General features: G+C 72.9%; 19 protein-coding genes. 11 read left to right on the top strand and 8 right to left on the bottom strand.

All coding sequences use genetic code 11. The features are described 5' to 3' along the window. Positions 1-556: DUF742 domain-containing protein (locus ACWEVN_RS38030; RefSeq protein WP_452054496.1), on the top strand; the 556-nt coding region annotated here is incomplete at its 5' end. Here ACWEVN_RS38030 and ACWEVN_RS38035 read toward each other — a convergent pair. Next, positions 553-1113, bottom strand: a complete 561-nt coding sequence (locus ACWEVN_RS38035) for a hypothetical protein (protein WP_452054497.1) — start codon at positions 1111-1113, stop codon at positions 553-555. The two genes, ACWEVN_RS38030 and ACWEVN_RS38035, sit on opposite strands and share 4 nt — an antisense overlap. A gap of 56 nt (positions 1114-1169) precedes the next feature. Continuing rightward, positions 1170-3407: a helicase-associated domain-containing protein gene (locus ACWEVN_RS38040; RefSeq protein WP_452054498.1), complete on the bottom strand. Its 2238-nt coding sequence runs from the start codon at positions 3405-3407 to the stop codon at positions 1170-1172. 90 nt (positions 3408-3497) lie between these two features. Between ACWEVN_RS38040 and ACWEVN_RS38045 the strand changes: the two genes are divergently transcribed. Together ACWEVN_RS38045 and ACWEVN_RS38050 are read left to right on the top strand one after the other, a co-directional pair. Next, positions 3498-3677: a hypothetical protein gene (locus ACWEVN_RS38045; protein ID WP_176174556.1), complete on the top strand. Its 180-nt coding sequence runs from the start codon at positions 3498-3500 to the stop codon at positions 3675-3677. Positions 3678-3782: 105 nt separating this feature from the next. Continuing rightward, positions 3783-5171 carry a malic enzyme-like NAD(P)-binding protein gene (locus ACWEVN_RS38050; RefSeq protein WP_449685406.1) on the top strand — a complete coding sequence of 463 codons (1389 nt, stop codon included), beginning with the start codon at positions 3783-3785 and terminating at the stop codon, positions 5169-5171. A gap of 338 nt (positions 5172-5509) precedes the next feature. Here the strand turns inward: ACWEVN_RS38050 and ACWEVN_RS38055 are convergent, their stop codons facing one another. Beyond that, positions 5510-5920 (bottom strand): PIN domain-containing protein, encoded by a 411-nt coding sequence (locus ACWEVN_RS38055; RefSeq protein ID WP_452054499.1) that lies wholly within the window; start codon positions 5918-5920, stop codon positions 5510-5512. After that, the gene (locus tag ACWEVN_RS38060) at positions 5908-6171 is read right to left on the bottom strand and encodes a type II toxin-antitoxin system Phd/YefM family antitoxin (RefSeq protein WP_452054500.1); all 264 of its coding nucleotides are present in this window, start codon (positions 6169-6171) and stop codon (positions 5908-5910) included. The genes ACWEVN_RS38055 and ACWEVN_RS38060 overlap by 13 nt, the downstream gene beginning before the upstream one ends. 83 nt (positions 6172-6254) lie before the next feature. On the opposite strand from ACWEVN_RS38060, the gene moaC reads away from it, so the two are divergent. Both moaC and ACWEVN_RS38070 read left to right on the top strand, forming a co-directional pair. Next, entirely contained in the window at positions 6255-6725 is a 471-nt protein-coding gene (moaC, locus tag ACWEVN_RS38065) for a cyclic pyranopterin monophosphate synthase MoaC (protein WP_449685409.1), read from the top strand. Then, positions 6722-7642 (top strand): molybdenum cofactor biosynthesis protein MoaE, encoded by a 921-nt coding sequence (locus ACWEVN_RS38070; RefSeq protein WP_449685410.1) that lies wholly within the window; start codon positions 6722-6724, stop codon positions 7640-7642. The genes moaC and ACWEVN_RS38070 overlap by 4 nt, the downstream gene beginning before the upstream one ends. Here ACWEVN_RS38070 and ACWEVN_RS38075 read toward each other — a convergent pair. Then, positions 7629-8075: a nitroreductase family deazaflavin-dependent oxidoreductase gene (locus ACWEVN_RS38075; protein WP_452054501.1), complete on the bottom strand. Its 447-nt coding sequence runs from the start codon at positions 8073-8075 to the stop codon at positions 7629-7631. The two genes, ACWEVN_RS38070 and ACWEVN_RS38075, sit on opposite strands and share 14 nt — an antisense overlap. Positions 8076-8129: 54 nt before the next feature. On the opposite strand from ACWEVN_RS38075, the gene ACWEVN_RS38080 reads away from it, so the two are divergent. Next, positions 8130-8585 (top strand): MarR family winged helix-turn-helix transcriptional regulator, encoded by a 456-nt coding sequence (locus ACWEVN_RS38080; protein ID WP_452054502.1) that lies wholly within the window; start codon positions 8130-8132, stop codon positions 8583-8585. A gap of 665 nt (positions 8586-9250) precedes the next feature. Here the strand turns inward: ACWEVN_RS38080 and ACWEVN_RS38085 are convergent. The 3 genes from ACWEVN_RS38085 to moaA form a co-directional block, all read right to left on the bottom strand. Beyond that, positions 9251-9892 (bottom strand): transglycosylase family protein, encoded by a 642-nt coding sequence (locus ACWEVN_RS38085; protein WP_449685413.1) that lies wholly within the window; start codon positions 9890-9892, stop codon positions 9251-9253. A 953-nt stretch (positions 9893-10845) separates the two neighbouring features. Next, on the bottom strand, positions 10846-11097 hold the full coding sequence (locus ACWEVN_RS38090) for a MoaD/ThiS family protein (protein ID WP_452054503.1): 252 nt from the start codon (positions 11095-11097) through the stop codon (positions 10846-10848). Between the two features lie 10 nt (positions 11098-11107). Beyond that, positions 11108-12115, bottom strand: a complete 1008-nt coding sequence (moaA, locus tag ACWEVN_RS38095) for a GTP 3',8-cyclase MoaA (RefSeq protein WP_452054504.1) — start codon at positions 12113-12115, stop codon at positions 11108-11110. Positions 12116-12252: 137 nt separating this feature from the next. Between moaA and ACWEVN_RS38100 the strand changes: the two genes are divergently transcribed. The 5 genes from ACWEVN_RS38100 (at position 12253) to ACWEVN_RS38120 (ending at position 15866) form a co-directional block, all read left to right on the top strand. Then, positions 12253-12732, top strand: a complete 480-nt coding sequence (locus tag ACWEVN_RS38100) for a MarR family winged helix-turn-helix transcriptional regulator (protein ID WP_452054505.1) — start codon at positions 12253-12255, stop codon at positions 12730-12732. Positions 12733-12765: 33 nt separating this feature from the next. After that, positions 12766-13170, top strand: coding sequence for a TOBE domain-containing protein (locus ACWEVN_RS38105; protein WP_310968721.1), 405 nt, complete (start codon positions 12766-12768; stop codon positions 13168-13170). Then, the gene (modA, locus tag ACWEVN_RS38110) at positions 13167-13976 is read left to right on the top strand and encodes a molybdate ABC transporter substrate-binding protein (protein ID WP_449685416.1); all 810 of its coding nucleotides are present in this window, start codon (positions 13167-13169) and stop codon (positions 13974-13976) included. Before ACWEVN_RS38105 ends, modA begins: the two co-directional genes overlap by 4 nt. 61 nt (positions 13977-14037) lie before the next feature. Beyond that, positions 14038-14802: an ABC transporter permease gene (locus ACWEVN_RS38115; protein ID WP_449685418.1), complete on the top strand. Its 765-nt coding sequence runs from the start codon at positions 14038-14040 to the stop codon at positions 14800-14802. Further along, positions 14799-15866 (top strand): sulfate/molybdate ABC transporter ATP-binding protein, encoded by a 1068-nt coding sequence (locus ACWEVN_RS38120; RefSeq protein WP_449685417.1) that lies wholly within the window; start codon positions 14799-14801, stop codon positions 15864-15866. Before ACWEVN_RS38115 ends, ACWEVN_RS38120 begins: the two co-directional genes overlap by 4 nt. Positions 15867-15930 lie beyond the last annotated feature (64 nt).

The raw sequence follows: 15930 nt of genomic DNA on the forward strand, positions 1-15930 counted from the left end.
GTTCGCGGCGCGGCCACCGGCGCCGGTCTCGCGGCCGCACCCGGTGGCCCCGCCGGTGTCGCGGCAGGCGGCGCCCCCGCCCGCGTGGGCCCCGCCGCCCGCCGACTGGACCCCGCCGCCGGACCCGGAGACCCGCTGGATCCCGAACCCGGAACCGTGGGAGGACCCGGCCTGGAACGAGCCGGCCCGCGTGGTGAGCCCGGTGCCCGTCGCTTCGCCCGGGTCGCGGGTCCGCCCGTACACCCGCACCGGCGGCCGCACCCGGTCCGACCACAACCTGGCGCTCGAAGCCCTCGTCTCGACGTCCGACGACGGGCGCCGCTACCGCGGGGTCCGCTCGGTCGAGCACCGCCGGATCTGCGACCTGTGCCTGGACACCCGGTCCGTCGCCGAGATCGCCGCGCACCTGCGGCTGCCCCTCGGCGTGGTGAAGGTGCTGGTCGGCGACATGGCCGACATCGGCCTGGTGCTGATCCACCAGACCGAGCTGATCCTCGGCGACCGGTCGTCGCGCGAGTTCATGGAGCGCGTGCTGGCCGGCCTGCGCGCCCTCTAGCCGTCGGCGAGGTCCAGGACCAGGGTGTTGCCCGGACCCGGGATGACGGCGTTGATCATCGGCGTCGCCGAGCCGCAGTTTTCGAACGCCCCGATCGCGTAGGTCGCTTCGAGACGCCCGCCCGTGCTGACGGCGAAGTCGTCCGACGTCAGTTCGGTCGTGAGCGGCTCGGCTGTCCGGCACTCGTCGCCGACGTCGTAGGTCACGCCGCCGACGCGGACGTCGGAGAGCGCCACCGGCCAGGTCGCCGCGCCGGAGAAGCCGCCGGAGAGCGCGCCCTCGGCGTGGCCGGGGCCGAGCGTGACGGTTCCGCTGACCCGGCCGACGCCGGGCAGCGACCGGGTCACCTCGACCGGCGGCAGCGTGATCGTCCCGGAGAAGGTGCCGGGCCCGGTGTCCAGCTCGGCGCGGCCCGGCCCGAGCTCGAGATCGACGTCCGGCTTCGCGATGTGCGTGGTCCCGCGGACGGTGTACGCCGAGTGGCCCGCCACGGCGAAGCCCGTGCCGCTCACCACCGCCGCGGCCACCAGCGCCGTGACCCGCGTCCCCTGCTTCATGATCCAGGCCTACCACCGGCCCGGACGGTCCGGCGGGGGATTCACCGGATCCGGCGTCAGTCCTCCACGAGCGCCGCGGACGTGATGCGGTGCAGCGAGTAGCGCTCGTTGTTCTCGCCTTCGAGGACCCCGCCGCCGACGCGCACCGGCCGGACCACGCGCTGGCTCGCCGTGCCCCGGGAGTCCACGAACCCGATCCACACCTCCCGGCGCTCCAGCGTCGCCCGGGACAGCAGTTCGAGCGTTGCCGACGTGTCGGCACCCCCGCCGACCGGCGCGCGCACCGCGGATCCGCGGCGGCGGGCCGAAGCCGCGTCGCCCGCGCGGAGGTTGGACACGATCCGGGCCGCCTGGTCCTCGGTCAGCACCGCCTGCTCGCCCGGGCTGCGGCGGGCCGCCCGGGCCTTCGCCGGCAGGCGGCGGCCGCCGGGCCGGATGTCGACCACGCGGCCGTCCGGACCCTCCGCCGCCGGGGCGAACCCGGCGCCGCGCAGCGCCGCCAGGACCTCGTGCAGCGGGTCCGGGCTGATCACGACGGTCGGCGCGATCAGCCGCAGCGCGTGTTCCGCCGCGACCGGGTGGGCCAGCACCTCGGCCAGCAGCGCCTCGTCGTCGCAGCGCAGGAAGGACGCCGCGACGCCGCCGCGCAGCCGTCCGTGCCGCCGGGCGACGTCGTCGATCAGGTAGCTCAGCCCCTGCGGCACCGGCGTCGCCGACTTCGTCTTGAACAGCGCGTGCAGCTCGTCGGCCGTGCGGCCGGTGTCCAGCGCGCGCCGCACCGACGCCTCGGTGATCCGGTAGACCGTCGCGTGCCCGGCCGATTCGACGTCGGCGGTGGCGGAGATTTCCGCCGCCAGCTCCGGTTCCAGCGGCCCGGGCGCGACGACCGTCAGGTCGGCCTGCAGCACCACGCGATCCACCGGCGCGGGGAGGGCGTCCAGGATCGCCTCGACCGCGCCCGGCCGGTCCTCGGCGAGCAGCGCGCGCGTCGCCGTCGTGACGCCGCCGAGCCCGACGATCCCCAGCGCGCTCGCTTCGGCCATCGTCCAGCGGACGGTCTCGTCCCGCAGCCGCCCGCCCCGGCGCGGCGCCCGCCAGGCCAGCACGGCGACCAGTTCGTCGACGCTCTTCACGCCGGAGCCCCGGGGCAGGTCGGCCAGCGCGGCGAGGATCCGCCGCCGCGCGACCGGCGCCAGCGGGCGGCGCAGGTCCTCCGACAGCGGCGCGATCGGCTTGTCCTTGGCGTCGCGGCCGCCGGCCATCCCGGGCAGCCGCGGCAGCTCCAGCCACGCCTGGGCGAGCGTCATCCACCGCTGCGCGGTCGGCGACGCGAGCCACGAGTCGGTCAGCGTCGTCGGCACCCACTCGGGGACGGACGCTTCGCTGTCGGCGACGAGCCCGGCGCCCACGGCCAGCTCGGCCACCAGGATCGCCTGCGTGTCGTCGATCTCGAGGTCCTTGGCGAGCTTCTTCAGCTCCCGCACGCCGAGGCCGCCGGACTTGAGCACCGGCGGCGGCGCGGCCGACCACGCGCGCAGCAGGGCTTCGGTGTGGCGCAGGAACTCCATCGCCTCACCGGCCGCCGCTTCGTCCAGAGTGGACGGCTGGTGCGGGTGGACCGGCAGCTCGGGCTCGGTGAGCGTGCCGGGCGCGAACGCCCCGCCGCGCACCGCCATGCCGAGTTCGCGCGGCAGCTCGACGGTCTGGTCGTCGCGCCGCAGCAGCAGGCCGCGGGCGAGCAGCTTCTGCACCGGAGTCTCGGCCTTCTCCAGCGAGAGGTCGAGGCCGGCGTCGCGGGTGCGGCCGATCGGCGGGCCGGCGGCGAGGGCGGTCAGCACGCCGCGTTCGTCGTCGGACAGTTCGGCGAGCCGGGCGCCGAGGTCCTCACCGGCCAGCGCCGGCGAAGACGTGCCCAGCCCGGCCGGGAACGGCCCGAGCGCCTCCCGGGCCGCGGGCGGCACGCGCAGGGCGTCGTCGGGGCCCCAGGTCAGCGCCCGCGAGCGCAGGCACGCCAGCGGCACGGCGATGTCGGCGCCGACGAGCTTGGCGACGTCTTCGACCGGCACCGGGTCGCGATCCGCGCCGGCGAGCAGGCAGGCTTCGAGCACGGCCAGGGTGAAGGTGTCGAGGTCCTCGCAGGCGCGCGCGACCGAGCCCGGCGTGCCGGCCCGGGTGGCCAGCACCGTGCTGTCGGAGGGCGGGGGCGTGGACAGGTCGCGCCGCGTGCGGAGCAGCTCTGCGAGTGCGTCGTCGGACTCCGCACGCAGCCAGTCCGCCAAAGAGGTCGCGGGCATAGAAGACCAGGATACCGGGCGGTTGCGCCGGGCTGCCGGGCCTCAGGCAGACTGTCTGCCTAAGACCGTCGTGCGGCTGTGGAGGACGTTGTGGCCAAGGGTGAGAAGAAGCACAAGGGCGTCGACCCGACCTGGCCGGGCGAGGCCGGCGAGCACCCGGTGACCGAGCTCGCGTCCGACCGCCAGGGCGCGCTGTCGCCGTTCGGCGACATCACCTTCCCCCTCGACACGGTGCCCTACGTGCACCCGGAGACCGAGATCAACCGCTGACCGCATAGTTACTGGTCAGTACCGGTATCGGCCCCTCGTGAGGGCGGTCACGGGAGTAGGTTTCCTCCCGTCCCAGCCCACCTTTCCCACCACGGGGGTAGTGCCATGCCGGTTCCCGGTCCCGGATATTCGATCACCGTCCGGGTGGAGGCCCCGGCCTCGGTCACGGCGGCCGGTGACCTGACCGCGGCCGTCGGGCGCGTCGGGGGCGTGCTGACCGCGTTCGACGTCGTCGAGTCCCACTCCGACTCGATCGTGGTCGACATCAGCGCCAACGCGCTGTCGGAGAACCACGCGAACGACATCACCCAGACGCTCGACTCGCTGCCCGGCGTCCGCGTCCGCAAGGTTTCGGACCGGACGTTCCTGATCCACCTCGGCGGCAAGATCGAGGTCACGCCGAAGGTCGCGCTCCGCAACCGTGACGACCTCTCCCGCGCCTACACCCCGGGGGTGGCCCGCGTCTGCCAGGCGATCGCCGCCAACCCCGAGGACGCCCGCCGGCTGACCATCAAGCGCAACACCGTCGCGGTGCTGACGGACGGCTCGGCGGTGCTCGGCCTCGGCAACATCGGCCCGGCCGCGGCGCTGCCGGTGATGGAGGGCAAGGCGGCGCTGTTCAAGAAGTTCGCCGACGTCGACGCGTGGCCGGTGTGCCTGGACACCCAGGACACTGAGGAGATCATCCTGATCGCCAAGGCGCTGGCCCCGGTGTACGCGGGCATCAACCTCGAGGACATCGCGGCCCCGCGCTGCTTCGAGATCGAGAAGCGCCTGCGCGAGCAGCTGGACATCCCGGTGTTCCACGACGACCAGCACGGAACGGCGATCGTGGTCGTCGCGGCGCTGCGCAACGCCCTGCGCGTGGTGGGCAAGAGCATCGAGGACTGCAAGATCGTGGTCAGCGGCGTCGGCGCGGCCGGCTCGGCGATCATCCGCCTGCTGCTGCAGAAGAACCCGGGCGACATCGTCGCGGCGGACATCGACGGCATCGTGCATTCGGCGCGCGGCAACCTCGACGACAACTTGGCCTGGATCGCGTCGCACACGAACAAGGAGCAGGTCAGCGGCACCCTGCACGAGGCGCTGGTGGGCGCCGACGTGTTCATCGGCGTGTCGGCCCCCAACCTGTTCGGCGCCGACCAGGTGGCGACGATGAAGCCGGACGCGGTGGTCTTCGCGCTGGCCAACCCGGACCCGGAGATCGACCCTCTGGAGGCCCAGAAGCACGCCGCGGTGGTGGCGACGGGCCGCAGCGACTTCCCGAACCAGATCAACAACGTCCTGGCCTTCCCGGGCGTGTTCCGGGGCCTGCTGGACGCCAACGCGCACAACATCGACGACTCGATGCTGCTGGCCGCGGCGGACGCGATCGCGGACGTGGTGGACAACGGCAAGCTGAACGCGTCGTTCATCGTGCCGAGCGTGTTCGACAGCGCGGTGGCCCCCGCGGTGGCCGAGGCGGTCCGGAAGGCAGTGCTCGCGGAGCGCTGAGCTGCAGGCGACCCGCGCCCGCGCCGGCTCCCCGACATCGGGCGGCTGCGGTGGCGCGCCCGTCGGCAGGCGGCTCCCGGCTGCTCGGCGGTGGGCGGCTGCCGCAGGCGTCGTCCCCGGCGGCGGGCTGGCCGTCGGTGGGCAGGCTGCCGCGGTGGTCGCCTGGTGGTGGGTCGCCCGCCGCAGGTCCCGGGTGCGCGCATTTCGGCGATGGCCCACCGGGCGCGCGCCCTTCCGACGGCCGTGCCCGCCGAGCGTTGACCGGCCGCGAACCCGCACCCGCCGCGGCTGTCCGGCGAACGTCTCCCGGGAATGCCGCACTCGTGGAGCGCTGAGCCTCAGCTGATCCGCTCCAACAGCCTCACCTCAACCTCCGGAAGTTCCTCGAACCGGGCCCGGCCGTCCGTGGTCACCAGCGTGCGGCCGGTGGCCCGGGCGGTCGCGGCGATGATCAGGTCGTGGGCGCCGCGGGCCTGCCCCGTGCGCTGGAGGTGGGCCAGCAGCTCGGCGTGGTGCTCGACGACGCTCGTCGTGTAGTCCACCACCGGCGTCACCGCCAGGAACTCCGCCAGGAACGCACTGTGCGCCGCCCGGCGGGCCGGGTTCGGGTCGAGCCGCAGTCCCACCTCGTATTCGGCGATCGCCACGTCCGGTACGGCGACGTCGTCCTCGTCGCCGATCGCTCCCGCGGGCAGCCGTTGCCGCGCGGCGTCGACGAGGACGCCGGTGTCGAGGATCAGTCGCGCCACGGGTCACCGTCCAGCTCGGCCGACGCCGTCTCGCGGACCTTCGTCACGTTCTCCTCGAACCCGCCACCGGCTTCGAGCTTTCCCGCCCAGCGGTGGAACACCGCGCACACCTCGGCGCCGTTCGCGCGCGGCGCAGGCACGATCAGCGCCACCCGCCTGCCGTTGCGGGTGACGACGATCGTTTCGCCCTTCTCCGCTTCGTCGAGCATCGCGGAGAACGACCGGGAAGCTTCCGATGCCGTCAGTTCCATCACGGGATCAGATTATCAGATTCCAGGTTTCTGAACACCGCCGCCACCGCAGTGTCCCCCGATGGTGGAAGTAGCCTCGGCTCGTGAGTGAACTCAGCCACGTCGACGAAACCGGCGCCGCCCGCATGGTCGACGTCTCCGGCAAGACCGCCTCCGCGCGCACCGCGCTCGCCGCCGGGACCGTGCGGACCACCGCCGAGGTGCTGCGGCTGCTGGCCACCGACGGCCTCCCCAAGGGCGACGCCCTCGCCACCGCGCGCATCGCCGGGATCATGGGCGCCAAGCGCGTCCCCGACCTCATCCCGCTGTGCCACCAGATCGCGCTGTCCGGGGTCAAGGTCGAGTTCACCCTCGGCGAGGCCGAGGTCGGCATCCGCGCGACGGCGAAGACCACCGACGTCACCGGCGTCGAGATGGAGGCGCTGACCGCGGTCGCCGTCGCCGGGCTGACGCTGCACGACATGATCAAGGCCGTCGACCCGGCGGCGACGCTGGACGAGGTCCGCCTGCTCCGCAAGGACGGCGGCAAGACCGGAACCTGGGAGCGGCCGTGAAGCGCAGCGCGCGCGTGATCGTGGCGTCCAACCGCGCCGCGAAGGGCGTCTACGAGGACAAGACCGGCCCGGTGATCGCCGCCTGGCTGGCCGACCGCGGGTACGACGTGCCGGCGCCGGTCGTCGTCGAGGACGGCGAACCGGTGGGCGTCGCGCTGCGGGCGGCGCTGGCCGACGGCGTCGCCGTGGTCCTCACCACCGGCGGCACCGGCATCTCGCCGACCGACCGCACCCCGGACGTCACCCGCGCGCTCCTCGACCACGAGCTGCCGGGCGTCGCGGACGCGATCCGCGCGGCCGGCCTGCCGAAGGTGCCGACGGCGGTGCTCTCGCGCGGCTTGGCGGGCGTGGCGGGCCGGACGCTGGTGGTGAACCTGCCGGGCTCCAGTGGCGGCGTCAAGGACGGTCTCGGCGTGCTGGACGGCATCCTCGAGCACGCCGTCGACCAGCTGGCGGGCGGCGACCACCCGCGCACCGCCGCTCCGGGGCCCGCGGTGCGGGTCGCGCGGGCGCTGGTGACCGAGGAGACGCTGTCGGTCGAGGAGCACGCCCGCCTGGTCGAGGACGACGCGGCGGGTGCAGTGGTGACGTTCGCGGGCGTGGTCCGCGACCACGACGGCGGCAAGGGCGTCCGCGACCTGACGTACGAGGGCCACCCGAGCGCGAGCCAGGTGATCGCCGACGTCGTCGCGGACCTGTCGGCGCGCTGGACCGGCGTCCGCGCGGTGGCGGTGAGCCACCGGCTGGGTGCGCTGACGATCGGCGACGTCGCGCTGGCCTGCGCTGTGGCGGCAGAACACCGCGGGCAGGCGTTCTCGGCGTGCTCGGAGCTCGTCGACGAGGTCAAGGCGCGGCTGCCGGTGTGGAAGCACCAGCACTTCACCGACGGCACGGACGAGTGGGTCAACTCGCCGTGATCCGGAACGTCGCGACCCGGTCGGCGGCCGCGGCGAACTGGTCCGGGTCGGCGGTGGTGACCAGCCCCAGCTTCACGAACATCGGCACCCCGCCCGGCACCTCGCGCGGGAAGGCCCGCATGACCCGCGCGCGGGTTTCGGCGTCTGTGACCTCTTCGAGCGTCACGGCCTGCTTCCGGCGTCCGTAGGCGAGCTCGCCGCGGCCCGCGGCGCGGACGTTGCGCGCCCAGTCGCCGTCCGGCAGCCCGGCGACGACGTACCGGTGGCCGTCGACGGTGAGAGGGGAAACCGGGGTGGGCCGCGGCACGCCCGAGCGGCGGCCGGGGACGGTCAGGACGTGGATGGTGCCCAGGCGCAGCCCCAGGCGCGTCAAGAGGCGGATGAGGCGGTTGGCGGGGCGGAGCCAGCGGGGCAGGTCGTGGTGGGTCGGCACGGGTAAATCCTTTCGACTATCGAAATACTTACCGGCCAAGGTAGACTCTTTCGAGTGTCGAAGCAATCACGGGTCACCGAGGCCACGCTCGCCGCAGCGGCGTTCGGAGCGGCGAACGACGTAGTCGACGAAGCCGCCGCGGCGGCGTTCGGCGTGAACCGCACGGACCTGCGCATCATCGGCCTGGTGGCGGCGGCGGGAACGTTGACGGCGGGCAGGCTGGCCACGGAGGCGAACCTGAGCCCGGCCGCGACGACGACGGCGATCCAGCGCCTCGCGAACGCGGGTCATCTGACGCGCCGCACGGACGTGGACGACCGGCGCCGGGCGGTGGTGGAGCTGACGCCGAAGGCCGCGGAGCTGCTGGAGGAGGTGTACGGGCCGATCGAGCGGGCGGGCCGGGCGTTGCTGGCGGAGTACACGGCGGAGCAGCTCGAGTTGGTGATCGAGGTGCTGCGGAAGGGGGAGCGGATGCAACTGGCGGAGGCGGAGCGGATCCGGGCGCGCTGAGGGGGCTTTGGGCGGGCCTGTCCGGTTCGCCGGGCTGAGGAAGGCTTGCGCCGCCCTCAGGAGGCGCTGAGCGCCCCTGAGGGGTGCTGTCGCGCTGGGGAGCCTGTCTGCGTTGGGATGGCCGTGTGGCGCCGGCTTGGCCGGCCGCACTGGGGCAGCTCTGCGGCAGCGAGCTTGGCTCGGCCGCGCGGGGGCGGCTCTGCGGCCGGCTTGGCCCGGCGAGCTGGCCGCAGTGCGGGCTGGGTGGGCGGCCTCTGACTTGGCTTGGCGAGTCTGTCCGCGCTGGGCCCCGGCTGTGCGGCGGCGAGGTGCGCTCGGCGAGCGGGGCGACCTTGCGGCAGCCAGCTTGGCCCGGCCAGTCTGGGCCGGCTGTGCGGCGGCGAGGTGCGCTCCGCGAGCGGGGCGACCTTGCGGCAGCCAGCAGCTTGGCCTGGCGAGTCGGTCCGCGCTGGGCCGGCTGTGCGGCGGCGGGCTCAGCCCCCGGTGGGCCGCCCGCTCCGAAGCGCAGGCTTGGCCTCCGGCCCCCGGTATCCAGCTTACCGGCCGGGACCGACAATCCCGGCGCCCCGGAAACGCGTGAAGGGCTCCCACCGCCCGGGGGATCGGCGGTGGGAGCCCTTTCAGGTCACGGCTCGAGGCCGGACTCGCGCATCACTGCGTGATCGTCACTTGGTGGCGATCTTCTGCCCGACGAGGATCAGGTCCGCGTTCGGGATGTACTTCGCGTTCAGCTCCTGCAGCTTCTGGTAGCCGCCCTGGACGTTGAACTGCTTGGCGATCTTGGACAGGGTGTCGCCCGCCACGACGGTGTAGTCACCGGCCGGGTTGGAGCTGCTCACGCCGGTCGCCGCGGGGGCGGCCGGGGCCGGCGCCGCCTTCTTCGGGGCGGGCGCGGAGGTGCTCTTCTTCGGGGTCACCTTCTTGGTGACCTTGCCGGTGGCCTTGGGGGCCGACGAACCGCTGCCGCCCTTCTTGCCGCAGACCGGCCAGGCGCCGATGCCCTGACCCTGCAGGACACGCTCGGCCACGGCGATCTGCTGCTCGCGGGAAGCGTTCGCCGCGCTGCCGGTGCCGCCGTAGGCCTTCCAGGTGCTCTGCGAGAACTGCAGGCCGCCGTAGTAGCCGTTGCCGGTGTTGGTGCTCCAGTTGCCGCTGCTCTCGCACTGCGCGATGGCGTCCCAGTTGGTCGCCGACGCGGGGGTCGCGGCGATCGCGAGGGGAGCGCCGACCGCAATGCCCGCGATGGCGACGCGAGCGACGGTGCGGGTGGCAGCGGACATCTTGCGGTGCTTGCCTCGGTAAGACATTTGGATGCTTCTCGGTTTCCCAGCGCCTACGAACCGGTGTGAGGGTCAGGATCGGGGTCCTGGCGCCGGCCATCCCAGGCCGGCAGGCGAGTCCGACGCACGGCGCGTCTTCGTCGTCCCCTCGTCCCTGTCCGGAAATGCTTTCGCTCGGGGTATGGGTCCGGGGATCCGTCGGACAGGGCTAGGCGCTACGGATTCCCGGTCTTGCTTCGGTCGGTCGGGGCCAACCGAAAAGCGACGGTACGTAACGATGGCCGTGATCGGAAATTATTCGAGGCGTGACCTACGTCACAGTAACGGCACGCAACCCCTGTCGATATGCCTGTTTGTGCAGGTCAGGCGGCCGTTATCTGGCCGTTTCCTCCCCGAGATAAAACACGGATCGTGAGGCTTGCATCACGTGTTTCAGGCAGCGAATGGGCCATTCGCGCCGCCCGGATCGCGATTGGGGCGCGCATCTTATGGGCCTGGACGGTAGGTCGCCAGACTTGACAATCCTGCCTCAGTTGCCTCAAGAGTCACAGCAGTCCCACCTGTTCGTGGGGTTTCCCGACCCGGTCGGAGCGGTGGCGGCAGCTACCTCCCCGAGCCGACGCCGACGCAGGGCGACGGACCAGGTGAAACAGGTCACCGGAAGGCGTGGTGGCCGGTGGCGATCAGCTTCTCGCGAACACCCGGAATCGGTGACGCGCCACGCCGGGCGCCGGAAAGCCCGTCGCCGAGCGGTCGGCCGCCGTACCCGAGCGGTCGCCGTTTTACAGGGAGAACGAAGTTCGCGGGGCTCCGCCGGATGGACCAAACCTCCGGCCCGCGTGCTTGGAGAGCCGACACGCGTGATCAGAGGGACGACACGCCGCGTCGGCCTGCCTGCGCCGTGCCGACCCTTCAAGCACGCGTGTCGGCTGCTCGATCACGCGTGCCGACCCTGCGGATCACGCGGGTTCGCGGGTGGGTCAGCCGCCGGCGAAGGGTGGGAGGACGTCCAGCTCGGCGCCGTTCCGGAGGGGGCGGGTGAGGTCGCGGACCGCGATGCCGTCCAGGAGGTAGCTGACCGCGTCGAGGATCCGCGGCAACGAAGAAGGGTGCAGGCGGGCCAGCTCGGCCACCGCGTCGGCGACCGAGGCCCCGTCCGGCAGCTGGACCTTCTCCTCGTCCACGCCCGCCGCGGCCCGCGCCGAAGCGAAGTACCGCACCACGATGGTCACCGTCGCCACCTCAACCGCCGATCGCGCTCATCGGCCGGATCGGCTGCGCGAACCCGGCGTCGTTGATCTCGTGCCCGGCGAGTTTCCCCCACATCGTCGCGCGCCAGGCGTCCGCCACCTCCTCATCGCGCGCGCCCGCGCGCACGAGGGACCGCAGATCCGTCTCGTCGTTGCTGAACAGGCAGGAGCGCACCGCCCCGTCGGCCGTCAGCCGCGTCCGCTCGCAGGCCGAGCAGAACGGTCGGGTCACCGACGCGATCACGCCGACGTCGCCGGGCCCGCCGTCGACCAGCCAGCGCTCGGCCGGTGCCCCGCCGCGCGCCTCCGAGGCCGGCGTCAGCTCGAACGACGACGCCAGCATCGAGAGGATCTCGGCCGCGGTGATCATCTCGCCGCGGTTCCAGCCGTGCTGGGCGTCCAGTGGCATCTGCTCGATGAACCGCAGGTGGTAGCCCTCGTCGAGGCAGAACTTCAGCAGCGGCACGGCTTCGGACTCGTTGAGCCCGCGGATCAGCACGGCGTTGACCTTCACCGGCGACATCCCGGCGTCCCGCGCCGCCGCGAGGCCCGCGAGCACGTGCGAGAGCCGGTCGCGTCGGGTGATCGTCTTGAACAGCTCGGGGTCGACCGTGTCGAGCGAGACGTTGATCCGGTCCAGCCCCGCCTCGGCGAGGCCCGCGGCGCGGCGGGCCAGCCCGATCCCGTTGGTGGTCATGGACAACCGCGGCCGGGGCGACAACGCCGTGATCCGCGCGACGAGGTCCTCGAGACCCGGCCGCAGCAGCGGTTCGCCGCCGGTGAGCCGGATGTCGGTGACGCCGAGCAGTTCGACGGCGATCCGCATCAGCCGGACCAGTTCGTCGTCGGTCAGCACCTGCTCGCCCGGCATCCAGTCGAGGCCTTCCGCGGGCATGCAGTAGGTGCAGCGCAGGTTGCACCGATCCGTCAGGGAAACCCGCAGATCGGTGGCCACCCGGCCGAAGGTGTCGATGAGATGGGGGTTCTCGGGCCGGGGCACGCGAGATGACCCTCGTGTACCGGGGACGCGAGGAAACCCGAGATCCACTGCTGTCATTACGCACAGAGTAGCTCTCCGAAGCCCGGCTAGGATACTTTGCGCAGTGAGTGGTTCAGTGGGCGAACTAACGAGGGCTCGTGACGGAAAAGACTTACCCGGTCACCGAAGAGGAACTCTTCCGCTTCGCGGAATTGGGCAGGCAGGGCAGCACGTTCACCGTTCTGCGGCACGCCAGGATCGCCGAGCGGATGGGCCTGTCCGGCACCGACCACAAGACGTTCGACCTGGTCATCCAGGCCGGCGGACCGCTCACCGCGGGCCGGATCGCCGGGCTGACCGGCCTGTCCACCGGCGCGGTCACCGGGGTCATCGACCGGCTGGAGAAGGTCGGCCTGGTCCGCCGCGTGCGGGACCCCGAAGACCGCCGCAAGGTCCTCGTCGAGGTCGTGCCGGGAGCGGAGGAGCGCTTCGCGCCGCTCTTCGAGTCGGCCTTCGACACCCTCTGCGAGACGCTCGCGCAGTTCTCCCCGGCCGAGCGAAAAGTCATCGAGCGTTATCAGAATGTCATCCTCGAACAGCTGCGCGCCGAAGTCATGGGCAATTCGCGTCCCGCGTAGCTTTTCCTCAACTGCGGAGATAATGTCTGCGGCATGCCGCAATTTCGGTTGTCCGAGGCCGCGCGCCTGCTCGGCGTCAGCGACGACACCGTCCGGAGGTGGGTGCGCGCGGGGCAGCTGACCGCGACCGACGACGCCGCCGGCCGCAAGGTCGTCGACGGCGCCCAGCTCGCCGGGTTCGCCCGGGCGCAGGCCGCCGCGCCCGACGACCCGTCCGCGGTCGGCCGGTCCGCCCGCAATAGGTTCGTGGGGCTGGTCACCGAGGTGATCGCCGACAAGGTGATGGCCCAGGTGGAACTGCAGTGCGGGGCGCACCGCGTGGTGTCCCTGATGAGTACGGAAGCCGTCCGCGAGCTGGGCCTGCGCCCCGGTGTGCTCGCGGTCGCGGTGGTCAAGGCGACCACTGTCGTGGTGGAAACACCGGAAGGAAGTCGATGAAGAAACTTGCCCTCGCTGTGGCCGCCGTCGCCCTGTTCGCGGGCGCGTGCAGCAGCTCGGACGAGCCCAGCACGCAGACCGGCGGGTCGTCCGTCACCGCGCCCGCGCCCAAGGGGGCCGGGAACGCCGGCGGTGGCACGCTGACCGTGTTCGCCGCCGCGTCGCTCACCGAGTCGTTCACCGCGCTCGGCAAGGCGTTCGAAGCCAAGCACCCCGGCACCACCGTGAAGTTCAGCTTCGCGGGCTCGTCCGGCCTGGTCCAGCAGCTGACCAACGGCGCCAAGGCCGACGTCTTCGCCTCGGCCGACCAGGCCAACATGGACAAGGCAGTCCAGGGCGGCGTGATCGACGGCCAGCCGACGGTCTTCGCGACCAACAAGCTCGCCATCGCGGTCGCCCCGGGTAATCCCAAGGGCATCAAGTCCTTCGCGGACCTGAACAAGGCCGGGCTGACCGTGATCACCTGCGCCCCGCAGGTGCCGTGCGGTTCGGCGACCAAGAAGGTCGAGACGGCGACCGGCGTCACGCTCAAGCCGAAGAGCGAAGAGCAGGACGTCAAGCAGGTGCTGAACAAGGTCGCTTCCGGTGACGCCGACGCGGGCCTGGTCTACGTCACCGACACGACGTCGGCCGCGGGCAAGGTCGACAAGGTCGACTTCCCCGAGGCGGCCCAGGCGGTCAACAGCTACCCGATCGCCGTGGTCAAGGGCGGCCAGAGCGCGCTGGCCAAGGAGTTCGACGACTTCGTCCTCGGCGCCGAAGGCAAGACCGAGCTGGGCAAGGTCGGGTTCGGCCCTGCGCAGTAAGCGGTCCCCGAACGGCCGGCCGGGATCCGTCCCGGCCGGCCGTTCGCGCGTCCCGTGGGTCCTGGCCGTCCCGGCCACCCTCGCGCTGGCGCTGGTCGTCCTCCCGGTCGTCGGCCTGCTGGTGCGCTCGGACCTGACGCGGCTGCCGTCGCTGATCGCCACGCCGTCGTCGTGGCACGCGCTGCGGCTGTCGCTGATCACCGCCGCGTTGTCCACACTGGCCTGTGTGCTGCTCGGCGTGCCGCTGGCCGTCGTCCTCGCCAGGGCCCGCTTCCGCGGCGTCCGGGTGCTGCGCTCGATCGTGCTGCTGCCGCTGGTCCTGCCGCCGGTCGTCGGCGGCCTCGCGCTGCTCTACCTGCTCGGCCGCAAGGGCTTCCTCGGCGCGCTGATCACCGCGCTGACCGGGGAGTCCGTCCCGTTCACCACGACCGCCGTCGTCATCGCGCAGACGTTCGTGGCGATGCCGTTCCTGGTCGTCAGCCTCGAAGGCGCGCTGCGTGGCTCCGGCGACCGCTACGAGCAGGTCGCCGCGACCCTCGGCGCGCGCCCGTGGACCGTCTTCCGGCGCGTCACGCTGCCGCTGCTGCTGCCCGCGCTCGGCTCCGGCGTCGTCCTCAGCTTCGCCCGCGCGCTCGGCGAATTCGGCGCCACGATCACCTTCGCCGGCAGCCTCGAAGACGTCACGCGCACGCTGCCGCTCGAGGTCTACACGCAGGCCGAAGTGGACATCGACAGCGCCGTCGCGCTCTCGCTGCTGCTCATCGTCGTGGCCGTGATCGTGATCGCCGTCGCGCGGCCGCGTTCGTGGGAAGGCGGCCTCCGGTGAGCCTGACCGCCCGGATCGCCGCCGTCCGCGGCTCGTTTTCGCTGGACGTCGACCTCGACGTGCCCGCCGGAACCGTGCTGGCCCTGCTCGGCCCCAACGGCTCGGGCAAGTCGACGGTGCTGGGCTGCCTCGCCGGGCTGATCACGCCGTCGTCGGCGGAAATCACCGTGGCCGGCCGCGCGCTGGCCGGCGTCGCGCCGCACCGCCGCGGGATCGGCCTGCTCTCCCAGGACGCCCTGCTCTTCCCGCACCTTTCGGCGGCGGACAACGTCGCCTTCTCGCCGCGCTCGACCGGCGCCGGCCGCCGCGCCGCCCGCGAGCGCGCCTACTACTGGCTGGCCGAAGTGGACGCCGTCGCGCTGGCCGACCGGCGGCCGGGACAGTTGTCGGGCGGACAGGCCCAGCGCGTCGCGATCGCCAGGGCACTGGCCGCCGAACCGGACCTCCTGCTGCTCGACGAGCCCTTCGCCGCCCTCGACGTCGACGCCGCACCGGCGATCCGCGGCCTGCTGCGGCGGGTGCTGAAGACCGGGCCGACGACCGTGCTCGTCACGCACGACCCGCTGGACGCGCTCGCGCTCGCCGACCACGTCGCGGTGCTGAACGACGGCCGGATCGTCGAACGCGGCCCGACCCGTGAGGTGCTTTCGGCCCCGCGGACGGCGTTCACCGCGCGGATCGCCGGCCTCAACCTGGTGGCCGGGACCGCGGTCGCCGAAGGGCTGCGGACGGCGTCCGGCGAGGTCGTCAGCGGCCTCCCGGCGGCCGACGTGGTGCCGGGCGAGCCCGCGGTGGCGGTGTTCGCGCCGAACGCCGTCGCCGTCTACCCGCACGATGGCGAGCACCGCGGCAGCCCGCGCAACACCGCCGACGCCGTCGTCGCGGCCCTGGAGCCGCACGGGCCGGTGATCCGGGTCCGGGCCGAGGCCGGCGGCTGGGCCCACGGCCTCACCGCCGACCTCACCCCGGCCGCCGTCGCCGAGCTCGCCCTGGAGCCGGGTTCGGCGGTGACGCTCTCGGTGAAGGCCGCGACCGTGGCGATCCACCCGGCCGCGGCCTCCTGACCCAAGCGCCCCAATGTGGCGTTGGGGGCGTGTGTCCCACCCCAATTGGCGTTAGGTGCAGAAA

The organism is Amycolatopsis sp. NPDC003861, from assembly GCF_053605405.1.